Source organism: Streptomyces sp. NPDC001604 (assembly GCF_042893475.1).
Classification (GTDB): domain Bacteria; phylum Actinomycetota; class Actinomycetes; order Streptomycetales; family Streptomycetaceae; genus Streptomyces.
Map to the genome: position 1 here is coordinate 86,884 of NZ_JBIAUY010000018.1, position 23,849 is coordinate 110,732.

Annotated in this window: 22 protein-coding genes; 19 read left to right on the top strand and 3 right to left on the bottom strand. The window is 68.8% G+C overall.

The features are described from left to right. The first annotated feature begins 16 nt into the window (after nt 1-16). The 4 genes from ACFY1E_RS36705 to ACFY1E_RS36720 all read left to right on the top strand — a co-directional run bounded on the left by ACFY1E_RS36705 (nt 17) and on the right by ACFY1E_RS36720 (nt 3,151). Nucleotides 17-643, top strand: a complete 627-nt coding sequence (locus tag ACFY1E_RS36705) for a prepilin peptidase (RefSeq protein ID WP_389084070.1) — start codon at nt 17-19, stop codon at nt 641-643. Between the two features lie 49 nt (nt 644-692). Beyond that, nucleotides 693-1,892, top strand: coding sequence for a cyclic dehypoxanthinyl futalosine synthase (gene mqnC / locus ACFY1E_RS36710; protein WP_389084072.1), 1,200 nt, complete (start codon nt 693-695; stop codon nt 1,890-1,892). Between the two features lie 7 nt (nt 1,893-1,899). Further along, entirely contained in the window at nt 1,900-2,346 is a 447-nt protein-coding gene (locus tag ACFY1E_RS36715) for a hypothetical protein (protein WP_389084075.1), read from the top strand. Nucleotides 2,347-2,458: 112 nt separating this feature from the next. Beyond that, nucleotides 2,459-3,151: a demethylmenaquinone methyltransferase gene (locus ACFY1E_RS36720; protein ID WP_389084077.1), complete on the top strand. Its 693-nt coding sequence runs from the start codon at nt 2,459-2,461 to the stop codon at nt 3,149-3,151. A 3-nt stretch (nt 3,152-3,154) separates the two neighbouring features. On the opposite strand, the gene ACFY1E_RS36725 is transcribed toward ACFY1E_RS36720, so the two are convergent. Both ACFY1E_RS36725 and ACFY1E_RS36730 read right to left on the bottom strand, forming a co-directional pair. Further along, nucleotides 3,155-3,490, bottom strand: coding sequence for a PASTA domain-containing protein (locus ACFY1E_RS36725; RefSeq protein WP_351462620.1), 336 nt, complete (start codon nt 3,488-3,490; stop codon nt 3,155-3,157). 83 nt (nt 3,491-3,573) lie between these two features. After that, on the bottom strand, nt 3,574-4,098 hold the full coding sequence (locus ACFY1E_RS36730; protein ID WP_389084081.1) for a GNAT family N-acetyltransferase: 525 nt from the start codon (nt 4,096-4,098) through the stop codon (nt 3,574-3,576). Nucleotides 4,099-4,198: 100 nt separating this feature from the next. Here ACFY1E_RS36730 and ACFY1E_RS36735 point away from each other — a divergent pair, with 100 nt between their 5' ends. Beyond that, the gene (locus tag ACFY1E_RS36735) at nt 4,199-5,515 is read left to right on the top strand and encodes a geranylgeranyl reductase family protein (protein ID WP_389084083.1); all 1,317 of its coding nucleotides are present in this window, start codon (nt 4,199-4,201) and stop codon (nt 5,513-5,515) included. Between the two features lie 637 nt (nt 5,516-6,152). On the opposite strand, the gene ACFY1E_RS36740 is transcribed toward ACFY1E_RS36735, so the two are convergent. Then, the gene (locus ACFY1E_RS36740; RefSeq protein ID WP_389084086.1) at nt 6,153-6,947 is read right to left on the bottom strand and encodes a C40 family peptidase; all 795 of its coding nucleotides are present in this window, start codon (nt 6,945-6,947) and stop codon (nt 6,153-6,155) included. 765 nt (nt 6,948-7,712) lie between these two features. On the opposite strand from ACFY1E_RS36740, the gene ACFY1E_RS36745 reads away from it, so the two are divergent. The 14 genes from ACFY1E_RS36745 to nuoN are packed head-to-tail and all read left to right on the top strand — an operon-like array spanning nt 7,713 to nt 23,754. Continuing rightward, on the top strand, nt 7,713-8,072 hold the full coding sequence (locus ACFY1E_RS36745) for an NADH-quinone oxidoreductase subunit A (protein ID WP_003992243.1): 360 nt from the start codon (nt 7,713-7,715) through the stop codon (nt 8,070-8,072). Between the two features lie 14 nt (nt 8,073-8,086). Then, the gene (locus tag ACFY1E_RS36750; protein ID WP_007383964.1) at nt 8,087-8,641 is read left to right on the top strand and encodes an NADH-quinone oxidoreductase subunit B family protein; all 555 of its coding nucleotides are present in this window, start codon (nt 8,087-8,089) and stop codon (nt 8,639-8,641) included. Beyond that, nucleotides 8,638-9,381, top strand: coding sequence for an NADH-quinone oxidoreductase subunit C (locus ACFY1E_RS36755; protein WP_351462614.1), 744 nt, complete (start codon nt 8,638-8,640; stop codon nt 9,379-9,381). Before ACFY1E_RS36750 ends, ACFY1E_RS36755 begins: the two co-directional genes overlap by 4 nt. Then, nucleotides 9,378-10,700 (top strand): NADH-quinone oxidoreductase subunit D, encoded by a 1,323-nt coding sequence (locus ACFY1E_RS36760; protein WP_365833751.1) that lies wholly within the window; start codon nt 9,378-9,380, stop codon nt 10,698-10,700. The genes ACFY1E_RS36755 and ACFY1E_RS36760 overlap by 4 nt, the downstream gene beginning before the upstream one ends. Continuing rightward, nucleotides 10,697-11,572, top strand: coding sequence for an NADH-quinone oxidoreductase subunit NuoE (gene nuoE / locus ACFY1E_RS36765; RefSeq protein WP_389084090.1), 876 nt, complete (start codon nt 10,697-10,699; stop codon nt 11,570-11,572). The genes ACFY1E_RS36760 and nuoE overlap by 4 nt, the downstream gene beginning before the upstream one ends. Then, entirely contained in the window at nt 11,569-12,918 is a 1,350-nt protein-coding gene (nuoF, locus tag ACFY1E_RS36770) for an NADH-quinone oxidoreductase subunit NuoF (protein ID WP_389084092.1), read from the top strand. The genes nuoE and nuoF overlap by 4 nt, the downstream gene beginning before the upstream one ends. Continuing rightward, nucleotides 12,915-15,419 carry an NADH-quinone oxidoreductase subunit G gene (locus tag ACFY1E_RS36775; RefSeq protein ID WP_389084095.1) on the top strand — a complete coding sequence of 835 codons (2,505 nt, stop codon included), beginning with the start codon at nt 12,915-12,917 and terminating at the stop codon, nt 15,417-15,419. Before nuoF ends, ACFY1E_RS36775 begins: the two co-directional genes overlap by 4 nt. Beyond that, the gene (nuoH, locus tag ACFY1E_RS36780) at nt 15,416-16,780 is read left to right on the top strand and encodes an NADH-quinone oxidoreductase subunit NuoH (protein WP_389084097.1); all 1,365 of its coding nucleotides are present in this window, start codon (nt 15,416-15,418) and stop codon (nt 16,778-16,780) included. The genes ACFY1E_RS36775 and nuoH overlap by 4 nt, the downstream gene beginning before the upstream one ends. Further along, nucleotides 16,773-17,423 (top strand): NADH-quinone oxidoreductase subunit NuoI, encoded by a 651-nt coding sequence (gene nuoI, locus ACFY1E_RS36785; protein ID WP_389084099.1) that lies wholly within the window; start codon nt 16,773-16,775, stop codon nt 17,421-17,423. Before nuoH ends, nuoI begins: the two co-directional genes overlap by 8 nt. Next, nucleotides 17,420-18,262, top strand: a complete 843-nt coding sequence (locus ACFY1E_RS36790; RefSeq protein ID WP_389084101.1) for an NADH-quinone oxidoreductase subunit J — start codon at nt 17,420-17,422, stop codon at nt 18,260-18,262. The genes nuoI and ACFY1E_RS36790 overlap by 4 nt, the downstream gene beginning before the upstream one ends. After that, nucleotides 18,259-18,558: an NADH-quinone oxidoreductase subunit NuoK gene (nuoK, locus tag ACFY1E_RS36795; RefSeq protein ID WP_020130147.1), complete on the top strand. Its 300-nt coding sequence runs from the start codon at nt 18,259-18,261 to the stop codon at nt 18,556-18,558. Before ACFY1E_RS36790 ends, nuoK begins: the two co-directional genes overlap by 4 nt. Before the next feature lie 14 nt (nt 18,559-18,572). After that, complete coding sequence (nuoL, locus tag ACFY1E_RS36800; protein ID WP_389084104.1) at nt 18,573-20,519, top strand: NADH-quinone oxidoreductase subunit L; 1,947 nt, start codon at nt 18,573-18,575, stop codon at nt 20,517-20,519. Nucleotides 20,520-20,524: 5 nt separating this feature from the next. Beyond that, nucleotides 20,525-22,099 carry an NADH-quinone oxidoreductase subunit M gene (locus ACFY1E_RS36805; RefSeq protein ID WP_389084106.1) on the top strand — a complete coding sequence of 525 codons (1,575 nt, stop codon included), beginning with the start codon at nt 20,525-20,527 and terminating at the stop codon, nt 22,097-22,099. Continuing rightward, nucleotides 22,096-23,754: an NADH-quinone oxidoreductase subunit NuoN gene (gene nuoN, locus ACFY1E_RS36810; RefSeq protein WP_389084109.1), complete on the top strand. Its 1,659-nt coding sequence runs from the start codon at nt 22,096-22,098 to the stop codon at nt 23,752-23,754. The genes ACFY1E_RS36805 and nuoN overlap by 4 nt, the downstream gene beginning before the upstream one ends. The last annotated feature ends 95 nt before the right edge of the window (nt 23,755-23,849 follow it).

The window sequence follows — 23,849 nt, forward strand, 5'->3', positions numbered from 1 at the left end:
ACCACCCCCGGGACGGATGAAGTTGCTGATCGCCGTCGCCGCGCTCTGGGGCGCGGCAGCAGGGGCGCTGCTGCCGAGGGCCGCCCGCCGGTTCTCCGTGCAGCCGTACGGCACGGGCGTCCTCGCCCTCACCACCGCCTTCGTCTGTGCCGCCCTCGCCGCCGCCACCGGTACCCGCCCCGAACTCGGCGTCTGGCTGCTGCTCGGGCCCCTCGGGGTGCTGCTGGCGGTCGTCGACGTGGGGGTGCAGCGACTGCCGGACGTGCTGACGCTGGCGCTCGCGGGAGCCGCCCTCGTGCTGCTCGGAGTGGTGGCGCTGCTCCCCGAGCACGCCGGCGACTGGCCGACGGCGCTGTACGGCGCGCTCGCGTTCGGCGGCTTCTTCCTGGTGCTGTTCCTCATCGATCCGGGCGGCACGGGCCTCGGGAACGTCAAGCCGGCGCTCGGGCTGGGCGCCGCCCTGGGGTGGTACGGCTGGCCGACGCTCATGCTCGGCACCCTCGCCGCGTTCCTGCTCGGGGCGCTGTACGGGGGCGCACTCGCCGTCGCGGGGAGGACCGGGCGGGGGACGGGCGTGGTGTTCGGGCCCTGCTTGCTCGGCGGGGCGTTTCTCGGGCTGCTGATCGGGGCGTACACGGCCTGACGTAGGCTGGGCTGGCCTGTCCACAACCCTTGACGAAAGGGACGCCCCGGTGACCGAGAAGGCCGACCTTCAGTCCGTCCTCGACCGTGCCGCGGCCGGTGGTCGGATCACCCCCGAAGAGGCACTCGACCTCTACCGCGACGCCCCGCTGCATGCGCTGGGCGCCGCCGCCGACGCCGTACGCCGCCGTAAGTACACCGGCACCGAGCACATCGCGACGTACATCATCGAGCGCAACATCAACTACACGAACGTGTGTGTCACGGCGTGCAAGTTCTGCGCCTTCTACGCCGCTCCCAAGGACACGGCGAAGGGCTGGACGCGGGATCTGGACGACATCCTGCGGCGCTGCGCGGAGACCGTCGAACTCGGCGGCACCCAGATCATGTTCCAGGGCGGCCACCACCCGGACTACGGCGTCGAGTACTACGAGAAGCACTTCGCCGCCATCAAGAAGGAGTTCCCGCAGCTCGTCATCCACAGCCTGGGGGCGAGCGAGGTCGAGCACATGGCCCGGATCTCCAAGGTGAGCGTGGAAGAGGCGATCTCGCGGATCCACGCCGCCGGGCTCGACTCCTTCGCGGGCGCGGGCGCCGAACTGCTGCCGGAGCGGCCGCGCAAGGCCATCGCTCCCCTCAAGGAGTCCGGCGAGCGCTGGCTGGAGATCATGGAGACCGCGCACCGCCTGGGGGTCGAGTCGACGTCCACCATGCTCATGGGCACGGGTGAGACCAACGCCGAGCGCATCGAGCACCTGCGGATGATCCGTGACGTACAGGACCGGACGGGCGGCTTCCGCGCCTTCATCCCGTACACCTACCAGCCCGAGAACAACCATCTGAAGGGCCGCACCCAGGCCACGCTCTTCGAGTACCTGCGGATGATCGCCGTCGCGCGGCTCTTCATGGACAACGTCCAGCACATCCAGGGGTCCTGGCTGACCACCGGCAAGGAGGTCGGGCAGCTGTCCCTGCACTACGGCGCCGACGACCTCGGCTCGATCATGCTGGAGGAGAACGTCGTCTCCTCGGCCGGCGCCAAGCACCGCTCCAACCGGCTCGAGATCATCGACCTGATCAGGAAGGCCGGGCGCGTTCCCGCCCAGCGGACCACGACGTACGAGCACATCGTCGTGCACGACGACCCGGCGAACGACCCGGTCGACGAGCGGGTGATGTCGCACATCTCGTCCACGGCGATCGCGGGCGGCACCGCGCATCCCGAGCTGAAGCTGCTGGCCTCCAACTGACGCACCGGTGCTGACGATCCACGCGGCGGACGAGGTCCGCACCGGCCGCGACGCCCAGGCGATCGAGGACGGCGCCGTGGCGGTCGAGGGGAACCGGATCGCCGCGGTGGGTCCGCTGGCGGCGGTCCGGGAGCGGTTTCCGCAGGCGCGGGTGCGGAGTTGGCCGGGCGTGCTGGAGCCCGGGCGCCTGCACGAGGGCCCGCTTCCCGACGCCCCGAGCCCGCGCGAACGCATTCACGCCGTGCTGAAGTCGGGAGCCGTGGCGATCCTCGCGCAGTACGCCGACTCACCCGAACTGCGGGCGGCGGCCGACCGGAACGACGTCCTCGTCGTGTCCGGTGCGGTGCCTTCGGCTCTGGTCGAGTCCGGCCGGGCCGACCTCGCCGTGTTCGACGAAACCGGCGCGTGCATCGCGACGGTGTGCGCGGGGCGCCTCGTGCACAGGCGTCGTTAGCCCGCGAAGTGTTCCTCGTGGTCTGCGGATGGGTCGAGGACGTCGCCGCGAAGAAGAAGCCCGGGGTCCTCCCCTGAGCGGAAGCCGCGGGCCGGGCTGCAAGAATGGCTGCGTGACCCGCGCTTCCCTGAACAAGCAGCCGCACGAAGTCGCCTCGATGTTCGACGACGTGGCGGAACGGTACGACCTCACGAACGACGTGCTGTCGCTCGGCCAGGACCGGGTGTGGCGCAAGGAGGTGGCCCGGGCGGTCGACGCGCGGCCCGCGCAGAAGCTCCTGGACCTGGCCGCCGGCACGGCCACGTCCTCGTTGCCCTTCGCCCGTACCGGCGCGTACGTCGTCCCCTGCGACTTCTCCCTCGGCATGCTCCAGGTCGGCAAGAAGAAGCACCCCTGGCTGCCGCTGACCGCGGGCGATGCGACGAAGCTGCCGTTCAAGGACGACACCTTCGACGCCGTCACGATCTCCTTCGGCCTGCGCAACGTGCAGGACTTCGACGCCGCCCTGCGCGAGCTGTACCGGGTGACCAGGCCCGGCGGCCGGGTGGTGATCTGCGAGTTCTCGCACCCGACCTGGGCGCCTTTCCGCACCGTCTACACCGAGTACCTGATGCGCGCCCTGCCGCCGGTGGCCCGCGCGGTCTCCTCGAACCCGGACGCCTACGTCTACCTCGCCGAGTCCATCCGCGCCTGGCCCGACCAGCCCGCGCTGGCCGAGCATCTGCAGAAGGCCGGCTGGTCGAAGGTGGCGTGGCGGAACCTGACGGGCGGGGTCGTGGCCCTGCACCGCGGGTTCAAGGGCTGACGCTCAGGCGGAGCTGACGACGTACGGGTCGCCCGGCTCGTCCAGCTCGCGCTGCAGCCCGCCGGTGGGTGGCCTGGGGATGCGCGGCTCGCGCACGCCTCCGCCGCCCTCTCCCTCGCCGAAGTCGAACCAGACGTAGATCACAGAGTCCCGCGGCACCTCCGCATTGGGCTGCGGGTACTGCCGTACGACGTACTCGACCACGGTCTGGTGGAAGTCGGGGCGGTCCGGCGCATTCAGGAAGAGGCCGGTCGCCTCCGCCGTCCTGCGCGCGTCCATGGCCATCAGCCCGACCAGCCGTGGTACGCGTACCTCGGGTGTTTTGGGTGTTATTCGCACAGATGTCACCCCCAGCGGTACTGGAAGGGTAACCGCATGGGGGTGTCGACCGGAAGCGTCCGGTGTCTTTCTGTAGCAGTCGGTTACTTTGCGTGACTATTTTGGAGTTGGAGTCGGAAGCAGAGGGCGTCCTCCTGGAACCGGGGGTGCAGGAAGGTCTCCGCCGGTTCCATGCCGAGCCGCCGGGTGACCGCGATGGACCGCTCGTTCCCGGGCCTGACCATCGCCACCACGCTCGGCACGCCGACCGCCCTGAGCCGCTCCAGCGTCATCTGCGCGGCCGCGGTGGCATACCCCTTGCCCCAGAAGTCCCGCCCGAGCCGCCATCCGATCTCGATCTCGCCCGTGGGGCCCCAGTCCCGCGGCCACGGCTGGGCGCCCGTGAAGCCCATGACCTGCCCCGACTCGTCGACCATGGTCCACAGGCAGAAGCCGAGCTCCGCGTCATGTCTGCGCTGCCTGGCGGTGAGCTCCTCGTAGACGGAGAGGTCGGCGGACTTCCCGCCGTGGAACTCCATGACGTCCGGGTCGTCGAAGACCCGGTGCCAGGCGACCGCGTCCTCGTCGGTGGGAACGCGCAGCCGTACTACGGGGAGAGCTCGGTTCACGAGGGCAGCCCTTCAGCCTGGTGATCAATACTGCTGAATAGACTGCCTGTGTCCAGTGCCGCTCGGCACAGAGATTTATCGAACTTGGGGAGATCCCGCCGTGACCGTCGTGACCGAGCCCCACTCCGAGCCCTCCCCCGAGCCTTTCTCCGAGAACACCGCCGATGTGATCGTCGTGGGCGCGGGCCCGGCCGGCTCCACGACGGCGTACCACCTCGCCAAGTCCGGCCTCGACGTACTCCTGCTGGAGAAGACCGAGTTCCCGCGCGAGAAGGTCTGCGGCGACGGCCTGACCCCGCGCGCGGTCAAGCAGCTCGTGGCGATGGGCATCGACGTCTCCGAGGAGGCCGGCTGGCTGCGCAACAAGGGCCTACGCATCATCGGCGGCGGCGTCCGCCTCCAGCTGGACTGGCCGGATCTCGCCTCCTTCCCGGACTACGGCCTCGTCCGCAAGCGCGACGACTTCGACGAGCAGCTCGCCCGCCAGGCCCAGAAGGCGGGCGCCCGGCTCTTCGAGCGCTGCAACGTCGGCGCCCCGATCATCGACGACCGCACCGGCCGCATCACCGGCGTGCACGCCAAGCTCGGCGAGGAGAAGCGCGAAGTCACCTTCCACGCCCCGCTCGTGGTCGCCGCCGACGGCAACTCGACCCGCCTGTCGCTGGCGATGGGCCTGCACCGCCGCGAGGACCGGCCGATGGGCGTCGCGGTGCGCACGTACTTCGAGTCGCCCCGCCACGACGACGACTACCTGGAGTCCTGGCTGGAACTCTGGGACCGCCGGGGGCCCCAGGACCGCCTGCTCCCCGGCTACGGCTGGATCTTCGGCATGGGCGACGGCACCTCCAACGTCGGCCTGGGCGTGCTGAACACCTCCGACTCCTTCAAGGAGCTCGACTGGCGCGAGGTCCTCAAGGCCTGGTGCGCCTCCATGCCGGAGGACTGGGGCTACACCCCGGACAACATGACCGGGCCGATCCGCGGTGCCGCCCTCCCGATGGCCTTCAACCGCCAGCCCCACTACACCAAGGGCCTGCTCCTGGTCGGCGACGCCGGTGGCCTGGTGAACCCCTTCAACGGCGAGGGCATCGCCTACGCCATGGAGTCCGGCCAGATCGCCGCCGACGTCATCGTCCAGGCCCACGCCCGCCCGACCCCGGCCAGCCGCGAACTCGCCCTGCAGCGCTACCCGCGCGTCCTCAAGGACACCTACGGCGGCTACTACACGCTGGGCCGCGCCTTCGTGAAGCTCATCGGCAACCCGAAGGTCATGAAGATCGCGGCCCAGCGCGGTCTGACCCACCCCATGCTGATGAAGTTCACCCTGAAGCTGCTGGCGAACCTGACGGACCCGACCGGCGGCGACGCGATGGACCGCATCATCAACGGGCTGAGCAGGGTGGCCCCGAAGGCCTGACCGAGCAGGTCTGGCGAAGCCCACTGCCCCTCGGCGGAGACGCACATCGATACAGCGGCAGCGCCCTGGAGGAGCGCGGGGCTGTATCCATCAGCGGCTCGCCGAGGGGCGCGATCAGCCTGCCCGCCCACGTCCCCCCCGCTCCCGCTCGGAGTTCGTACTCGGAAGACAGCTCAGGGAGGTCGTGCACGAGGTCGGCCGAGTGACCGGCGTACGCGTCTCCCTCCGCGACGGCCGCAAGGAGCGTACGGTCACCCGATCATCTCCGAGTGGGACAAGCCGGGCATCCTGCACGGCAAGACGGCCAGGGTTGGGGGACCCCCTCTGGAGGAGCACGAAGGGCGGGGTCGCAGGGCGACCTTGACGGGCGAGGGCTGCCTCGGCTGGTTCATGGACCCGGCGGTGTGGGGTCTCGGCGGCCCGAACCCGCAGAACCGCGAATGAGGGTGTCCATGAGTCCGCGCGACGGGCGGTCAATGCCCTCCCGGGCGCGGACAATCCGGGCGCCGAGCCGTCTGGCGTCTGGGGGCCGTTCCGGCCGCCGGAGATGCGGCGGAATGGACGGAGGGGCCGCTGCCCCCGAGCGGCTGCGGCCCTTCCGTGCGTCCGTGCAGCACGTGTTGTGCTGCGGGGTGCCTCAGAGCACTCGCACCGCGCCGGTCGGCGGGTCGTAGGAGAGCGGCCTCTCGACCACACCGGTGGACGGGTTCTGCGCGCCGACGAACATGCCGTCGCCGACGTACACCGCCACGTGGTACGCGCTGCCCGCGCTGCCCCAGTACAGGATGTCGCCCGGCTGCAGGTTGCTCAGCGAGACCTGGGTGCCGGCGGTCGACTGGTCCTGCGAGACCCGCGGCAGGCTGATGCCGATCTGCTTGAAGGCGGTCTGCACCAGCCCCGAGCAGTCGTAAGCGGACGAACCGGTCGCACCCGACACATACGCCTTACCGACCTGAGCCTTGACGAAGTTGACGATCGCGGCGGCCGAACCGGTGGCCGTGGACGTCGAGGTGCTCGTCGTGGCGGCGGCGAGGGTGGTCCGCTCCGCGCTGCGGGAAGCGGCCTGCTCGGCGGCTGCCTTGCGAGCGGCTTCGGCCTTCTGCTTGGCCTCGGCCTTCTTCTTCGCCTCCGCGAGGTCCGCCTTGGCCTGCTTCGCGGCCTTTGCGGCAGCCGCGTCACGTTCGGCCTGCAGCTCGTAGTTCGCGGCTGCCTGCTGCGTGGCGTCCGCGGACTGGGCGACCTGAGTGGCCAGATCGGCCGTCAGGGTGGGCAGTTGCAGGGTCTGCGTGGTCTCGGCGGCGCTCGCCGAGGCCGACGCGCCCGCGGCAGCCATGCTGAGGACGCCACCGGCAACTCCGGCGCGCACCGCGAGACTCGTGGTCGCGCTGCGGCGGGGCTTCCGGTGGCTGCGTATGTGAGCGGTGTGGGACATGAGGACAACGGGTATCAGGGGCTCCTCCATACCTTCAAGAAACGTGTGGTGCGCCACAGTTGTTCAACCGACGGCCCGAATTCCGGGCGGCTCACTCTTTATTGACGCCGTAACGGACATTGCGGACAGGGCCTATCGGCCCTGTGATCACGGCGTTTCATGATTACGCCCGAATTGCCCCGCACCTACCACTGGTTGGGGCGGGTGGCCAAGCCCCGTTCTCGGGCGCCTCTCGCGGTGTGGTGGAGGTCACGCAACGGTCACGGCAATGTGCGCGTCTCGCGCGAAGATCACGACCCGATTGCGCTCGCGTCACGGCCGGGTCCCGCTCGTGAATGCGTGCACGCGTCCACGTCGGACCGCATGCTCCCTCTGAGGTGTGAACGCGGCGCATTATCAGGACATCTCGTCCAACACCAATTTGCATGCAAGGGAAGTCTCTTGATATTGAGACGCCCCTGCCGAGCTGCGCCGACGAGCGAAAATGTCACCTCTGGTGATCACTTGGACGCTTCGCGTACGAAGATCACCGCTCATCCGACTTCATGATCCTTCATCAGGTGGTGGAGATCACAAAGCTTGTGCAATACCCCGTGTCGCAGATCACAGAGCGGCGGGCATAAGATGCGAGGCAGTTGGGCTTGTGACCTGCTTCACATGTTCTCGATCTTCGCCGGGACGGGCGGGGTTGGAGAGACCTATGAGGTTGGTGTGAGTCCGATGCCATCGCCAGCAGTCAGTGCCGACTGAGAGGAGCGAGGAGCGGTGAACGCGTATGCGCCCATCCTCGTACTGGGAGCCCTCGGGGCAGGCTTTGCGATCTTCTCCGTGGTCATGGCCACGCTGATCGGTCCGAAGCGGTACAACCGGGCCAAGCTCGAGGCCTACGAGTGCGGGATCGAGCCGACCCCCACGCCGGCCGGCGGCGGGCGCTTCCCCATCAAGTACTACCTGACGGCGATGCTCTTCATCGTCTTCGACATCGAGATCGTCTTCCTCTACCCCTGGGCCGTCACCTTCGACGCCCTGGGGATTTTCGGGCTCGTGGAGATGCTGCTCTTCGTGCTCACCGTCTTCGTCGCGTACGCGTACGTATGGCGGCGCGGCGGCCTGGAATGGGACTGAGGGGCCTTTAACACATGGGACTCGAAGAAAAGCTGCCGAGCGGATTCCTGCTGACCACCGTCGAGCAGGCCGCGGGCTGGGTGCGCAAGGCGTCCGTCTTCCCGGCCACGTTCGGGCTGGCCTGCTGCGCCATCGAAATGATGACCACCGGCGCCGGCCGCTACGACCTGGCGCGCTTCGGCATGGAGGTCTTCCGCGGTTCGCCCCGCCAGGCGGACCTGATGATCGTGGCCGGCCGGGTGAGCCAGAAGATGGCGCCGGTGCTGCGCCAGGTCTACGACCAGATGCCGAACCCCAAGTGGGTGATCTCCATGGGGGTCTGCGCCTCCTCGGGCGGCATGTTCAACAACTACGCGATCGTCCAGGGCGTCGACCACATCGTGCCGGTCGACATCTATCTGCCCGGCTGCCCGCCACGGCCCGAGATGCTGATGGACGCCATCCTCAAGCTGCACCAGAAGATCCAGTCCTCCAAGCTCGGCGTGAACGCCGAGGAAGCGGCCCGCGAGGCGGAGGAAGCGGCGCTCAAGGCCCTGCCCACGATCGAGATGAAGGGGCTTTTGCGGTGAGCGACGCGAACGGCACCAACGGGGTCAACCCGGAGAAGGATCTCGGCGCCTCCAACCTCCCGGGCATGCGCGGCGAGGGCGGTGAGGAGATCCGCGTCCAGCGCGGCATGTTCGGCGCCAACAACGGCGGCGACACGTCCGGCTACGGCGGCCTGGTCCGATCGGTCCGCCTCCCGGGGCCGGCGGCCCGCCCCTACGGCGGATGGTTCGACGAGGTCGCCGACGAACTGGAGGGCGCCCTGGAGGAGCAAGGACTCCTCCCGGACAACGCCATCGAGAAGACGGTCGTCGACCGCGGTGAACTCACCTTCCACATCGAGCGCGAGCACCTGCTGCGCGTCGCCCGCACCCTGCGCGACGACCCCGCCCTGCGCTTCGAGCTCTGTACCGGCGTCAGCGGAGTCCACTACCCGCACGACAAGGGCCGCGAGCTGCACGCCGTCTACCACCTGCGCTCGATCACCCACAACCGGCTGATCCGCCTCGAAGTCAGCGCCCCGGACGCCGACCCCAAGATCCCGTCCCTGGTCTCCGTCTATCCCACCAACGACTGGCACGAGCGCGAGACCTACGACTTCTTCGGGATCGTCTTCGACGGTCACCCGGCCCTGACGCGGATCATGATGCCGGACGACTGGCAGGGCCATCCGCAGCGCAAGGACTACCCCCTCGGCGGCATCCCCGTCGAGTACAAGGGCGCCCAGATCCCGGCTCCGGACCAGCGGAGGTCGTACTCGTGAGCACTTCGCAAGCCTCTCCTCGCGAGACCACTGAAGGCACCGTCTACACGGTCACCGGTGGCGACTGGGACGAGATCGTCCAGTCCGCGGCCCGCGCCGACGACGAGCGCATCGTCGTCAACATGGGACCCCAGCACCCCTCCACCCATGGAGTGCTCCGTCTGATCCTGGAGATCGACGGCGAGACGGTCACCGAGGCCCGCTGCGGCATCGGCTACCTGCACACCGGCATCGAGAAGAACCTCGAGTTCCGCACGTGGACGCAGGGCACCACGTTCGTGACGCGCATGGACTATCTGACGTCCTTCTTCAACGAGACCGCCTACTGCCTCGCCGTCGAGAAACTCCTCGGCATCGAGGACCAGATCACCGAGCGCGCCAAGATCATCCGGGTGCTCCTGATGGAGCTGAACCGGCTCTCCTCGCATCTGGTGTGCATCGCCACCGGCGGCATGGAACTCGGCGCCACCACGATCATGATCTACGGATTCCGTGATCGTGAAATGATTCTCGACATCTACGAGCTCATCACGGGCCTCAGGATGAACCACGCGTACATCCGGCCCGGCGGACTCGCGCAGGACCTGCCGCCCGGCGCGGTGGACCACATCCGCGAGTTCGTGAAGAAGATGAAGAAGAACCTCCCGGAGTACGACAAGCTCGCCACCGGGAACCCCATCTTCAAGGCCCGTATGCAGGACGTCGGCTATCTCGACCTGGCCGGCTGCATGGCCCTCGGCGCCACCGGCCCGATCCTGCGCTCCACCGGTCTGCCGCACGACCTGCGCAAGACGCAGCCGTACTGCGACTACGAGACATACGACTTCGACGTCCCGACCGCCGACACCTGCGACTCCTACGGGCGCTTCCTGATCCGCCTCGAGGAGATGCGCCAGTCCCTCAGGATCGTCGAGCAGTGCCTGGACCGGCTGCAGCCCGGACCGGTCATGGTCGCCGACAAGAAGATCGCCTGGCCCGCCCAGCTCGCCCTGGGACCGGACGGGCTCGGCAACTCCCTCGACCACATCAAGAAGATCATGGGCACCTCCATGGAGGCCCTGATCCACCACTTCAAGCTGGTCACCGAGGGCTTCCGCGTGCCGCCGGGACAGGCGTACGCGGCGGTCGAGTCGCCCAAGGGCGAGCTCGGGGTGCATGCCGTGTCCGACGGCGGCACCCGCCCCTTCCGGGTCCACTTCCGCGACCCGTCCTTCACCAACCTGCAGGCCATGGCGGCGATGTGCGAGGGCGGCCAGGTCGCCGACGTCATCGTCGCCGTCGCGTCCATCGACCCCGTGATGGGAGGCGTCGACCGGTGACCACGAGTTCTTCGGAGCGGGGCGTCAGCCTGGGCATGCCCGAACTGCCCGCGCCCGCCTACCCGGACGACGTCCGAGCCCGGCTCGAGGCGGACGCGCGCGAGGTGATCGCCCGCTACCCCGACTCCCGGTCCGCGCTCCTTCCGTTGCTGCATCTCGTGCAGTCGGAGGAGGGCCATGTCACGCGCACCGGGATGCAGTTCTGCGCGGACATGCTGGGTCTGACCACGGCCGAGGTCACCGCCGTCGCGACCTTCTACACGATGTACCGGCGCAAGCCGTCCGGTGACTACCAGGTGGGCGTCTGCACCAACACGCTGTGTGCCGTGATGGGCGGTGACGCGATCTTCGAGGAGCTCCAGGAGCACCTCGGCGTCGGCAACGGCGAGACCACCGACGACGGCAAGGTCACCCTGGAGCACATCGAGTGCAACGCGGCCTGCGACTTCGCGCCGGTGGTGATGGTCAACTGGGAGTTCTTCGACAACCAGACCCCGGCCAGCGCCAAGCGCCTCGTCGACGATCTGCGCGCGGGACGGGACGTCGAGCCCACGCGCGGGGCGCGTCTGTGCACCTTCAAGGAGACCGCGCGGATTCTGGCCGGCTTCCCCGACGAGCGGCCAGGGGCCGTCGAGGAGAGCGGCAGTGCGGGACCGGCGTCGCTGGTGGGCCTTCGCCTGGCAAGGGGAGAGGCCGCACCCGCGCGCGTGGTCCATCCGCGGGACGGCGGCCCGCACGAGGACGAGCCGCAGGACAGGGAAGTGCACGAGCCGTCGCCGACCGAGCACCTCAGCTCACACGATGCGCCACAGGACACGTCGGCCTCCGACCCGGCCCACCCGGCAGGGCCTGCCGCCGAGGAGGGGGAGTGATGACCTTGGCACCCGAACTCAGGAACAACAGCCCCGAGAAGCTGCTCGCACCCGTGCTGTCGGCCTTCTGGGACGAGGAGAAGTCCTGGTCGCTGGACGTCTACAAGAGGCACGAGGGGTACGAGGGGCTCCGCAAGGCCCTCGCGATGTCCCCGGACGACCTGATCGCGTACGTCAAGGACTCCGGGCTGCGCGGCCGTGGCGGCGCTGGATTCCCGACGGGAATGAAATGGCAGTTCATTCCCCAGGGTGATGGAAAGCCGCACTATCTAGTTGTCAACGCCGACGAATCGGAGCCAGGGACGTGCAAGGACATCCCGCTCCTCTTCGCGAACCCGCACAGCCTCATCGAGGGCATCGTCATCGCGTGTTACGCCATCAGGTCTTCGCATGCCTTCATCTATCTGCGTGGTGAAGTCGTCCCCGTCTTGCGGCGGTTGCACGAGGCCGTGCGCGAGGCCTACGAGGCCGGCTACCTCGGCGAGAACATCCTGGGCAGCGGGCTGAACCTCCAGCTCACCGTGCACGCCGGCGCCGGCGCGTACATCTGCGGTGAGGAGACCGCACTGCTCGACTCGCTCGAAGGCCGCCGGGGTCAACCGCGGCTCCGTCCCCCCTTCCCTGCGGTGGCGGGCCTCTACGCGTGCCCGACTGTTGTGAACAACGTCGAGTCGATCGCGTCGGTTCCCGCGATTCTGAACCGGGGCAAAGAATGGTTCCGGTCGATGGGCAGCGAGAAGTCCCCCGGCTTCACGCTCTACTCGCTCAGCGGCCATGTTGCCAGCCCCGGCCAGTACGAGGCCCCGCTCGGCATCACGCTCCGCCAGCTGCTCGAGATGAGCGGCGGCATGCGGCCGGGCCACCGCCTCAAGTTCTGGACGCCGGGCGGCTCCTCGACGCCGATGTTCACCGACGAGCACCTCGACGTGCCCCTCGACTACGAGGGAGTGGGCGCCGCCGGCTCCATGCTCGGCACCAAGGCCCTGCAGTGCTTCGACGAGACGACCTGCGTCGTACGCGCCGTCACCCGCTGGACCGAGTTCTACGCCCACGAATCCTGCGGCAAGTGCACGCCGTGCCGCGAAGGGACGTACTGGCTCGTGCAGTTGCTGCGCGACATCGAGGCCGGCAAGGGCGTGATGTCCGACCTCGACAAGCTGAACGACATCGCCGACAACATCAACGGCAAGTCGTTCTGCGCCCTCGGCGACGGCGCCGCCTCGCCGATCTTCTCCTCGCTGAAGTACTTCCGCGAGGAGTACGAGCAGCACATCACGGGCCGCGGCTGCCCCTTCGACCCGGCCAAGTCGACGGCCTGGGCCGACCGCACGGAGGTGAACGCATGACCGTGACCACCAGCGCTCCCACGGGTGGGGGAGAGGCGGCGGTCCCGCCGGAGGATCTCGTGACGCTGACCATCGACGGCGCCGAGATCAGCGTGCCCAAGGGCACCCTGGTCATCCGGGCCGCCGAACAGCTCGGCATCGAGATCCCCCGGTTCTGCGACCATCCCCTCCTGGACCCGGCCGGCGCCTGCCGGCAGTGCATCGTCGAGGTGGAGGGCCAGCGCAAGCCGATGGCGTCCTGCACCATCACCTGCACGGACGGCATGGTCGTCAAGACTCACCTCACCTCGCCGGTCGCCGAGAAGGCCCAGCACGGTGTGATGGAGCTCCTCCTCATCAACCACCCGCTGGACTGCCCGGTCTGCGACAAGGGCGGCGAGTGCCCGCTGCAGAACCAGGCGATGTCCCACGGGCAGGCCGAGTCGCGCTTCGAGGGCAAGAAGCGGACGTACGAGAAGCCCGTGCCGATCTCCACGCAGGTGCTGCTCGACCGTGAGCGGTGCGTGCTTTGCGCCCGCTGCACCCGCTTCTCCAACCAGATCGCCGGCGACCCGATGATCGAGCTGGTCGAGCGGGGCGCACTGCAGCAGGTCGGCACCGGCGAGGGAGACCCCTTCGAGTCGTACTTCTCCGGCAACACCATCCAGATCTGCCCGGTCGGAGCACTGACCTCGGCGGCCTACCGCTTCCGCTCCCGGCCCTTCGACCTGGTGTCCTCGCCCAGCGTGTGCGAGCACTGCTCCGGCGGCTGCGCCACCCGCACCGACCACCGGCGCGGCAAGGTCATGCGGCGCCTCGCCGCCAACGACCCCGAGGTCAACGAGGAGTGGATCTGCGACAAGGGCCGCTTCGCGTTCCGCTACGCACAGCAGCGGGACCGGCTCCAGACGCCCCTGGTACGGAACGCGGAGGGCGACCTCGAACCGGCCTCCTGGCCGGAGGCGCTGCAGATCGCCGCGCAGGGACTGCTCGCCTCCCGCGGCAGGACCGGCGTCCTGACCGGCGGCCGTCTCACCGTCGAGGACGCCTACGCGTACAGCAAGTTCGCGCGCGTGGCCCTCGACACGAACGACATCGACTTCCGCGCGCGCGTGCACGGCAGCGAGGAAGCCGACTTCCTCGCCGCGAGGATCGCCGGACGCGGACGTGATCTCGACGGTACGGGCGTCACGTACACCTCTCTGGAGCAGGCGCCCGCCGTTCTGCTGGTCGGGTTCGAGGCAGAGGAGGAGGCGCCCGGCGTCTTCCTGCGACTGCGCAAGGCTTGGCGCAGGCACCGCCAGCAGGTGTTCTCGCTCGCCACGCACGCCACGCGCGGCCTGGAGAAGGCCGGTGGCACGTTGCTGCCGGCCGCCCCGGGCACCGAGACCGAGTGGCTGGACGCACTCGCGAGCGGCGTCGGACTGGAGGACGACGGGGCCAGGGCCGCCGAGGCGCTGCGCGCCGAGGGCGCGGTGATCGTCGTCGGCGAGCGACTGGCCGCCGTGGCAGGCGGACTCACCGCAGCCGTACGGGCCGCCTCCGCGACCGGCGCCCAGCTGGCGTGGATCCCGCGGCGGGCCGGTGAGCGCGGTGCCCTCGAGGCGGGCGCGCTGCCCTCGCTGCTGCCGGGCGGACGTCCGGCCACCGATCCACGCGCGCGTGAGGAGGTCGCCGCGGCCTGGGGCCTCGCCGAACTCCCGCACCGCTACGGCCGCGACACCAGCCAGATCGTCGAGGCCGCGGCGACCGGCGAACTGCAGGCACTGCTGGTCGCGGGCGTCGAGGTCGCCGACCTGCCGGACCCGGCACGCGCGCGTGAAGCGCTGCATGAGGCCGGATTCGTGGTGTCGCTGGAGCTGCGCCCCAGTGAGGTCACCGAACGAGCCGCCGTCGTGCTTCCCGTCGCCGCGGTCGCCGAGAAGGCCGGCACCTTCCTCAACTGGGAAGGCCGGGTGCGGTTCTTCGAGGCCGCGCTCAAGCCGGACCAGATGACCCGCCCTCTCGCGCCCACCGACGCGCGCGTGCTGCAGATGCTGGCCGACGCCATGGACGTCCACCTGGGTCTGCCCGATCTGCGCACCGTACGCGCGGAGATCGACCGGCTCGGCCCCTGGGACGGCCCCCGGGCCACGGAACCCCTCGAAACCGCGGCACAGCTGCCGCGGCCCGCCGCCGGTGAGGCCGTACTGGCCGGGCACCGGCTGCTGCTCGACCAGGGGCTCCTCCAGGAGGGCGACGAAGCGCTCGCCGGAACCCGGCACGCCGCCCACGCGCGCGTGTCGGCCGCGACCGCCGCCGAGGCGGGAGTCAAGGACGGCGACACCATCGCGGTGACCGGTCCCGCCGGGGCGGTCGAACTGCCGCTGCGGATCGCCCAGATGCCCGACCGGGTGGTCTGGCTCCCGCTGAACTCCGCAGGCGGGGGCGTCGCCTCCGACACCGGGGCGCTGCCCGGCGCTCTCGTCCGTATCGGCCCGGCGACGCTCGTCGGCGCGGCCCCCGAGGAGGTGGAGGCATGAGCCCGTACCTCGCCGCTGAAGACCTCTCGATGTTCGGCCGCGACCCCTGGTGGCTGGTCGTCGTCAAGGCCGTCTTCTGCTTCGCCTTCCTGATGGTGACCGTGCTGTTCTCCATCGTCTGGGAACGCAAGGTCGTCGCCTGGATGCAGCTGCGCATCGGTCCCAACCGGCACGGCCCCTGGGGCATGCTCCAGTCGCTCGCCGACGGCATCAAGCTGATGCTCAAGGAAGACGTCATCGTCAAACGCGCGGACAAGGTCGTCTACGTCCTCGCGCCGATCGTCGCGGCCATCCCGGCGTTCATGGCGATCGCGGTGATCCCCTTCGGCCCGGCCGACAACGAGATCTCGATCTTCGGCCACCGTACGACGATGCAGCTGACTGACCTGCCGATCGCGATGCTGTACATCCTCGCGGTCGCCTCGGTCGGCATCTACGGCATCGTGCTGGCGGGTTGGAGTTCCGGATCCACCTATCCGCTCCTCGGCGGCCTGCGCTCCTGCGCACAGATGATCTCGTACGAGATCGCCATGGGCGCCGCCTTCGCCTCCGTGTTCCTCTACTCGGGGTCGATGTCGACGTCGACGATCGTCGAGCAGCAGCACGACCGCTGGTACATCGTCCTGCTGCCGGTCTCCTTCATCCTCTACGTCGTCACGATGGTCGGCGAGACCAACCGCGCCCCCTTCGACATGCCGGAGTCCGAAGGTGACCTGGTCGGCGGTTTCAACACCGAGTACTCGTCGATCAAGTTCGCGATGTTCATGCTCGCCGAGTACGTGAACATGGTGACGGTCTCGGCCGTGTCGACCACCCTCTTCCTCGGCGGCTGGCGCGCGCCCTGGCCGGTCAGCACCTTCTGGGAGGGCGCCAACCACGGCTGGTGGCCGCTGCTCTGGTTCGTGATCAAGGTGCAGCTGCTGCTCTTCTTCTTCATCTGGCTGCGCGGCACGCTTCCGCGGGTCCGCTACGACCAGCTGATGAAGCTCGGCTGGAAGGTCCTCATCCCGGTCTCCGTGGTCTGGCTGATGCTGGTCGCGACCGTCCGGGCCCTCAGGAACGAGCACTACGACTTCGCCGACATCGCCCTCTACATCGGCGGCGGCGTCCTCGCCCTGCTGCTTCTGTCCTTCGTCGCCGACATCTTCCGCGACAAGGCAGGGAAGGCCGAGCAGCCTGCCGAACAGGCCGCCGGATTCGACCCGATGGCGGGCGGATTCCCCGTACCGCCACTGCCGGGACAGGAGCTGCCCCCGGTGCCGAGGCGCAGTCCGCGCCGCGAGCGAGAGCTGATTGTCAGTGGTGGGTCGGATACTGCCAGTGACGGATCTTCGGATGGAAAGGAGGCGTCCGATGGCTGAGGAGCCCAAGGAGACCGAGCAGTTGAAGCCCGGCTTCATGAACCCCGTCGCAGGCTTCGGCGTGACCTTCAAGGCCATGTTCAAGAAGCGGCTGACCGAGCAGTACCCGGAGCAGAAGAAGACCACGGCTCCGCGGTTCCACGGACGGCACCAGCTCAACCGCCATCCGGACGGCCTGGAGAAGTGCGTCGGGTGCGAGCTGTGCGCCTGGGCCTGTCCCGCCGACGCCATCTATGTGGAGGGCGCCGACAACACGGACGAGGAGCGCTACTCGCCGGGCGAGCGGTACGGGCGCGTGTACCAGATCAACTACGCCCGCTGCATCCTGTGCGGTCTGTGCATCGAGGCGTGTCCCACGCGCGCGCTCACGATGACCAACGAGTTCGAACTCGCGGACAGCAGCCGCGCCAACCTCATCTACACCAAGGAACAGCTGCTCGCCGGTCTCGAAGAAGGCATGGTCGACACCCCGCACGCCATCTACCCGGGGATGGACGAGCAGGACTACTACCGGGGGCTGGTCACCGAGGCCGCGCCCGGCACCGAGCGCCAGGTGGCCCTCTCCAAGGGCGAGGTCGTCCAGGAGGCCGCCTCGACCTTCGGTGAGGACGAGCCCGCCTCGGAGAAGGTGATCGGCCGATGAGCGCGCAACTCGCCGCCTACTCCACCTCCACCGGAGAGGCCTTCCAGTTCTGGGTCCTCGGCACCGTCGCCGTGGTCGGCGCCCTGGCGACCGTCTTCATGAAGAGGGCCGTGCACAGCGCGCTCTCGCTCGCCGGCACCATGATCATCCTGGCGATCTTCTATCTGGCCAACGGCGCCTATTTCCTCGGCATCGTGCAGATCGTCGTCTACACCGGCGCGATCATGATGCTGTTCCTGTTCGTGGTGATGCTCGTCGGTGTGACGGCCGCGGACTCCCTGAAGGAGACCATCAAGGGCCAGCGCTGGCTGGCCCTTCTGTGCGGCCTCGGCTTCGGCATCCTGCTGCTCGCCGGGATCGGCAACGCCTCCCTCAAGGACTTCAACGGTCTGGGCGAGGCGAACGCCCACGGCAATGTGGAGGGCCTCGCGGCCCTCATCTTCACCAAGTACGTCTTCGCCTTCGAAATCACCGGCGCCCTGCTGATCACGGCCGCGGTCGGTGCGATGGTGCTCACGCACCGCGAGCGCACCGAACGCGCCAAGACCCAGCGCGAGCTGTCCGAACAGCGCGTCCGGGAGGGCAAGTACGTGCCGCCGCTGCCGGCGCCCGGCGTGTACGCCCGGCACAACGCGGTGGACATCGCGGGCCTGCTGCCCGACGGCACCCCGTCCGAGCTCACGGTCAGCAAGACGCTGCGGGAACGCGGCCAGATCCGTGACGTGTCGGCGGAGGCGCTCAACGACCTGCGGGCGCTGGAGCAGCGCGCTCAGGAGCGCCTGGAGCGGACCGCGATCGATCCGGCGAACCTCAAGCGGGCCGAGGAGGCGTCGAAGTGAACCCGGTCAACTACCTGTATCTCGCCGCCCTGTTGTTCACGATCGGCGCCACCGGCGTACTGATCAGGCGCAACGCGATCGTCGTGTTCATGTGCATCGAGCTCATGCTCAACGCCTGCAACCTCGCGTTCGTCACCTTCTCCCGGATGCACGGCAATCTCGACGGCCAGATCATCGCCTTCTTCACGATGGTCGTCGCCGCCGCGGAGGTCGTGGTCGGCCTCGCGATCATCGTGTCCCTGTTCCGTTCCCGCCACTCGGCCTCGGTCGACGACGCCAGCCTGATGAAGCTCTGAGGGGTCGCTGAATCGTGGAGAACCTGATTGCGCTGCTGGTGGCGGCGCCACTGCTCGGAGCGGCCGTACTGCTGTGCGGCGGCCGGCGGCTCGACGTCGTCGGCCACTGGATCGGCACGGTCCTCGCCGGCGCCTCCTTCGTCATCGGCGTCGTCCTCTTCGCCGACCTGCTCGGCAAGGACGCCGAACACCGGACCCTGATCCAGCACCTGTACACCTGGGTCTCGGTCGGGAGCTTCCAGGCGGACGTCACCTTCCGCCTCGACCAGCTGTCGATGACGTTCGTCCTGCTGATCACCGGCGTCGGCTCGCTGATCCACCTGTACTCGGTCGGGTACATGGAGCACGACGAGCGCCGCCGCCGCTTCTTCGGCTATCTGAACCTGTTCCTCGCGGCGATGCTGCTGCTCGTCCTCGCCGACAACTACCTGCTGCTGTACGTCGGCTGGGAGGGCGTCGGCCTCGCCTCCTACCTGCTGATCGGCTTCTGGCAGCACAAGCCCAGTGCGGCGACCGCGGCGAAGAAGGCCTTCCTGGTCAACCGCGTCGGCGACATGGGCCTGTCCATCGCGATCATGCTGATGTTCACGACCTTCGGGACCTTCGCCTTCGGGCCGGTCCTCAGCCACACCGGGGACACCGGCGAAGGCAGGCTCACCGCCATCGGCCTGATGCTGCTGCTCGCCGCGTGCGGCAAGTCCGCCCAGGTGCCGCTGCAGTCCTGGCTCGGGGACGCGATGGAGGGCCCGACCCCGGTCTCGGCCCTCATCCACGCCGCGACCATGGTGACCGCGGGTGTGTACCTCATCGTCCGCTCCGGAGCGATCTTCAACGCCGCGCCCGACGCGCAGCTGGCGGTCACCGTGGTCGGTGCCGTCACGCTCCTGTTCGGTGCGATCGTCGGTTGCGCGAAGGACGACATCAAGAAGGCGCTGGCCGGCTCGACCATGTCGCAGATCGGCTACATGGTGCTGGCGGCGGGCCTCGGCCCCATCGGCTACGTCTTCGCGATCATGCACCTGGTGACGCACGGCTTCTTCAAGGCCGGACTCTTCCTCGGCGCCGGATCGGTCATGCACGGCATGAACGACGAGGTCGACATGAGGAAGTACGGCGGCCTGCGCAAGTACATGCCGGTCACGTTCATCACCTTCGGCCTCGGCTACCTCGCCATCATCGGCTTCCCCGGTCTGTCCGGCTTCTTCTCCAAGGACAAGATCATCGAGGCGGCCTTCGCGAAGGGCGGCACCGAGGGCTGGATCCTCGGCGGCGCGGCCCTGCTGGGCGCGGCCATCACCGCGTTCTACATGACGCGCGTGATGCTGATGACGTTCTTCGGCGAGGAGCGCTGGCGCAACCAGCCCACCCGCTCCCCGGAGGCGCCGAGCGCGGAGCCCGTCGCCGAGCACCGGGGCGAGCACGCCGAACCGCATCCGCACGAGTCCCCGAAGGTCATGACGATCCCCATGATCGTGCTGGCCGTCGGCTCGGTCTTCGGCGGCGCGTTCTTCAGCATCGGCGACCGCTTCCTGCACTGGCTGGAGCCGGTCACGGGCCACAGCGAGGGCAACTCCCCGCTCAGCGCGGCGGCGGTCACCGGCGGGACGATGGTCTGCCTGCTCATCGGCGTCGGCATCGCGTACGCCATGTACGGCCGCCGCCCGGTCCCGTCCGTCGCCCCCCGGGGATCGCTGCTCACCCGGGCCGCCCGGCGCGATCTGCTGCAGGACGACTTCAACCACGTCGTCCTGGTCCGCGGCGGCGAACACCTCACACGCTCCCTGGTGTACGTCGACCACACCCTGGTCGACGGCGTCGTCAACGGCACGGCGGCCTCGGTCGGCGGCCTGTCCGGGCGTATGCGCAAGCTGCAGAACGGCTTCGCGCGGTCGTACGCGGTCTCGATGTTCGGCGGTGCGGCGCTCCTCATCGCCGCGACCCTGCTGATGAGGGCGGTCTGATACCGATGTCCTTTCCTCTGCTGACAGCGACGGCGGTGCTCCCGGCGATCGGGGCCATCGCCACGGCCGCCGTGCCGGCCGCGCAGCGCACCGCCGCCAAATGGCTCGCGCTGATCGTCTCGCTCGCCACCCTCGCCCTGGCGATCGTCGTCCTGGTCCGCTTCGACCCGGACGGCGGCCGCTACCAGCTCACCGAATCCCACGCCTGGATCAAGGACTTCGGGGTCCGGTACGAGCTGGGGGTCGACGGCATCGCAGTGGCGCTGATCGCGCTGACCGCGCTGCTGATCCCGTTCATCGTCCTCGCGGGCTGGCACGACGCCGACCCGCTGGAGACCGGCAGCAAGCGGTGGCGGCCGACGCAGGGCTTCTTCGCCCTGATCCTCGGCGTCGAGGCGATGGTGATCATCTCCTTCGAGGCCACCGACGTCTTCCTCTTCTACATCTTCTTCGAAGCCATGCTGATCCCGATGTACTTCCTCATCGGCGGCTTCGGGGACCGTGCCCACGAGCACGGCGAGGAGGCGGCGTCGACGCAGCGGTCGTACGCGGCCGTGAAGTTCCTCCTCTACAACCTGGTCGGCGGCCTGATCATGCTGGCCGCGGTGATCGGGCTGTACGTGGTCGCCGGGAACTTCAGCCTCCAGGAGATCGCCCAGGCCCGGGCCAACGGCTCGCTGCACATGGCGACGAACACCGAACGCTGGCTGTTCCTCGGCTTCTTCTTCGCCTTCGCGGTGAAGGCGCCGCTGTGGCCGCTGCACACCTGGCTGCCCAACGCCATGCAGGAGGCCACCGCCCCGGTCGCCGTCCTCATCACGGCGGTCGTCGACAAGGTGGGCACCTTCGCGATGCTCCGCTTCTGCCTCCAACTCTTCCCGGAGGCCTCGAAGTGGGCGACGCCCGCCATCCTCGTCCTCGCCCTGATCAGCATCATCTACGGGGCGCTGCTCGCCGTCGGGCAGCGGGACATCAAGCGGCTGGTGGCATACGCGTCGATCTCGCACTTCGGGTTCATCATCCTGGGCATCTTCGCGATGACCAGCCAGGGCCAGTCCGGAGCGACGCTCTACATGGTCAACCACGGCATCTCCACCGCCGCGTTGATGCTGGTGGCGGGCTTCCTGATCTCCCGGCGCGGCTCGCGGCTCATCGCCGACTACGGCGGTGTGCAGAAGGTCGCCCCGGTCCTCGCCGGCACATTCCTGGTCGGGGGCCTGGCCACCCTGTCGCTCCCCGGTCTCGCGCCGTTCGTGAGCGAGTTCCTGGTCCTGGTCGGCACGTTCACGCGCTACCCGGCCATCGGGATCATCGCCACCTTCGGCATCGTGCTCGCCGCGCTCTACACCCTCGTCCTCTACCAGCGGACGATGACCGGCCCGGTGAAACAGGAGGTCTCCGCGATGCCCGACCTCAGGGCACGCGAACTCGTGGTCGTCGCCCCCCTGATCGTGTTGCTGATCTTCCTGGGCGTCTACCCGAAGCCGGTCACCGACATCGTCAACCCGGCGGTGAAGTCGACCTTGTCCGACGTACACAAGAAGGACCCCAAGCCTGAGGTGGAGGCGGTGGCCAAGTGAGCGCAGCAGCCGTCCACAGCCTGTGGACAACGGCGGCAACCGCGGCCGACCCGATCTCGAAGATCCCCGCACCGAAGATCGAGTACGGGCAATTGTCGCCCACCTTGATCGTCGTCGGCGCGGCGATCGTCGGGGTGCTGATCGAGGCCTTCGTGCCGCGCAAGTCCCGTTACTACGCCCAGGTGTTCGTGTCCGCCGTCGCGCTCGTCGCCGCCTTCGCGGCGGTCGTGGCGCTCGCGGCCGGCGGATACGGCACCACCAAGGCGCACATCGCGGCGATGGGCGCCATCGCGGTCGACGGGCCGTCCCTGTTCCTGCAGGGCACGATCCTGCTGTCCGGACTGGTCGGCCTGTTCACCTTCGCCGAGCGGCGCCTGGACCCGGTGGCGCACGGCAACCGCGTCGACTCGTTCGCCGCACAGGCCGCGTCCGTGCCGGGCAGCGACAGCGAAAAGGCAGCTGTGAAGGCCGGGTTCACCACCACCGAGGTCTTCCCGCTGCTGCTGTTCGCGATCTCGGGCATGCTGGTCTTCCCGTCCGCCAACGACCTGCTGACCCTGTTCGTGGCCCTGGAAGTCTTCTCACTGCCGCTGTACCTGCTGTGTGCCCTGGCCCGCCGCAAGCGGCTCATGTCGCAGGAAGCCGCAGTCAAGTACTTCCTGCTCGGCGCGTTCGCCTCCGCGTTCACGCTGTTCGGCATCGCGCTGCTCTACGGCTACGCGGGCTCCGTGTCGTACGCGACGATCGCGCATGTCGTCGACGGTTCGGTCACGAACGTCGACCCGGCGCTCGCCAACACGATGGGCAACGACGCGCTGCTGCTCGTCGGCGGCGCGATGATCGTCATGGGGCTGCTGTTCAAGGTCGGGGCCATCCCGTTCCACATGTGGACCCCGGACGTCTACCAGGGCGCACCGACCCCGGTGACCGGATTCATGGCGGCGGCGACGAAGGTGGCCGCGTTCGGTGCGCTGCTCCGGCTGCTCTACGTCGTCCTGCCGGGCCTGCGCTGGGACTGGCGGCCGGTCATGTGGGCCGTCGCGATCGTCACCATGCTCGGCGGTGCGATCGTCGCGATCACGCAGACCGACATCAAGCGGCTGCTGGCGTACTCGTCGATCGCACACGCCGGGTTCATCCTGGCCGGTGTCATCGCCACGTCGAAGGACGGTGTCTCCTCCGTCCTGTTCTACCTGGGCGCGTACTCCTTCGTGACCATCGGCGCCTTTGCTGTGGTGACACTGGTGCGCGACGCGGGCGGTGAGGCGACGCATCTGTCCAAGTGGGCCGGTCTCGGCAGGCGCTCCCCGCTGGTGGCGGCCGTGTTCGCGGTGTTCCTGCTGGCCTTCGCCGGCATCCCGCTGACCTCCGGCTTCGCCGGGAAGTTCGCCGTGTTCAAGGCGGCGGCGGAGGGCGGGGCGGCGCCGCTGGTCGTGATCGGTGTGATCTCGTCCGCGGTCGCGGCCTTCTTCTACATCCGCGTGATCGTGCTGATGTTCTTCAGCGAGCCACGGCCCGAGGGTCCGACGGTCGCCGTGCCGTCGCCGCTGACGATGACCGCGATCGGGCTCGGCGTCGTGGTCACGCTGGTGCTCGGTGTGGCACCGCAGTACTTCCTGGACCTGGCGAGCCAGGCGGGAGTGTTCGTGCGCTGACCTGCACGGACCTGCATTGCGCGGGTGTGGGCCCCGGTTCTCGACAGGAACCGGGGCCCACACTGCCGTCAGGAGGGACCCGGGCCTGTGGATAA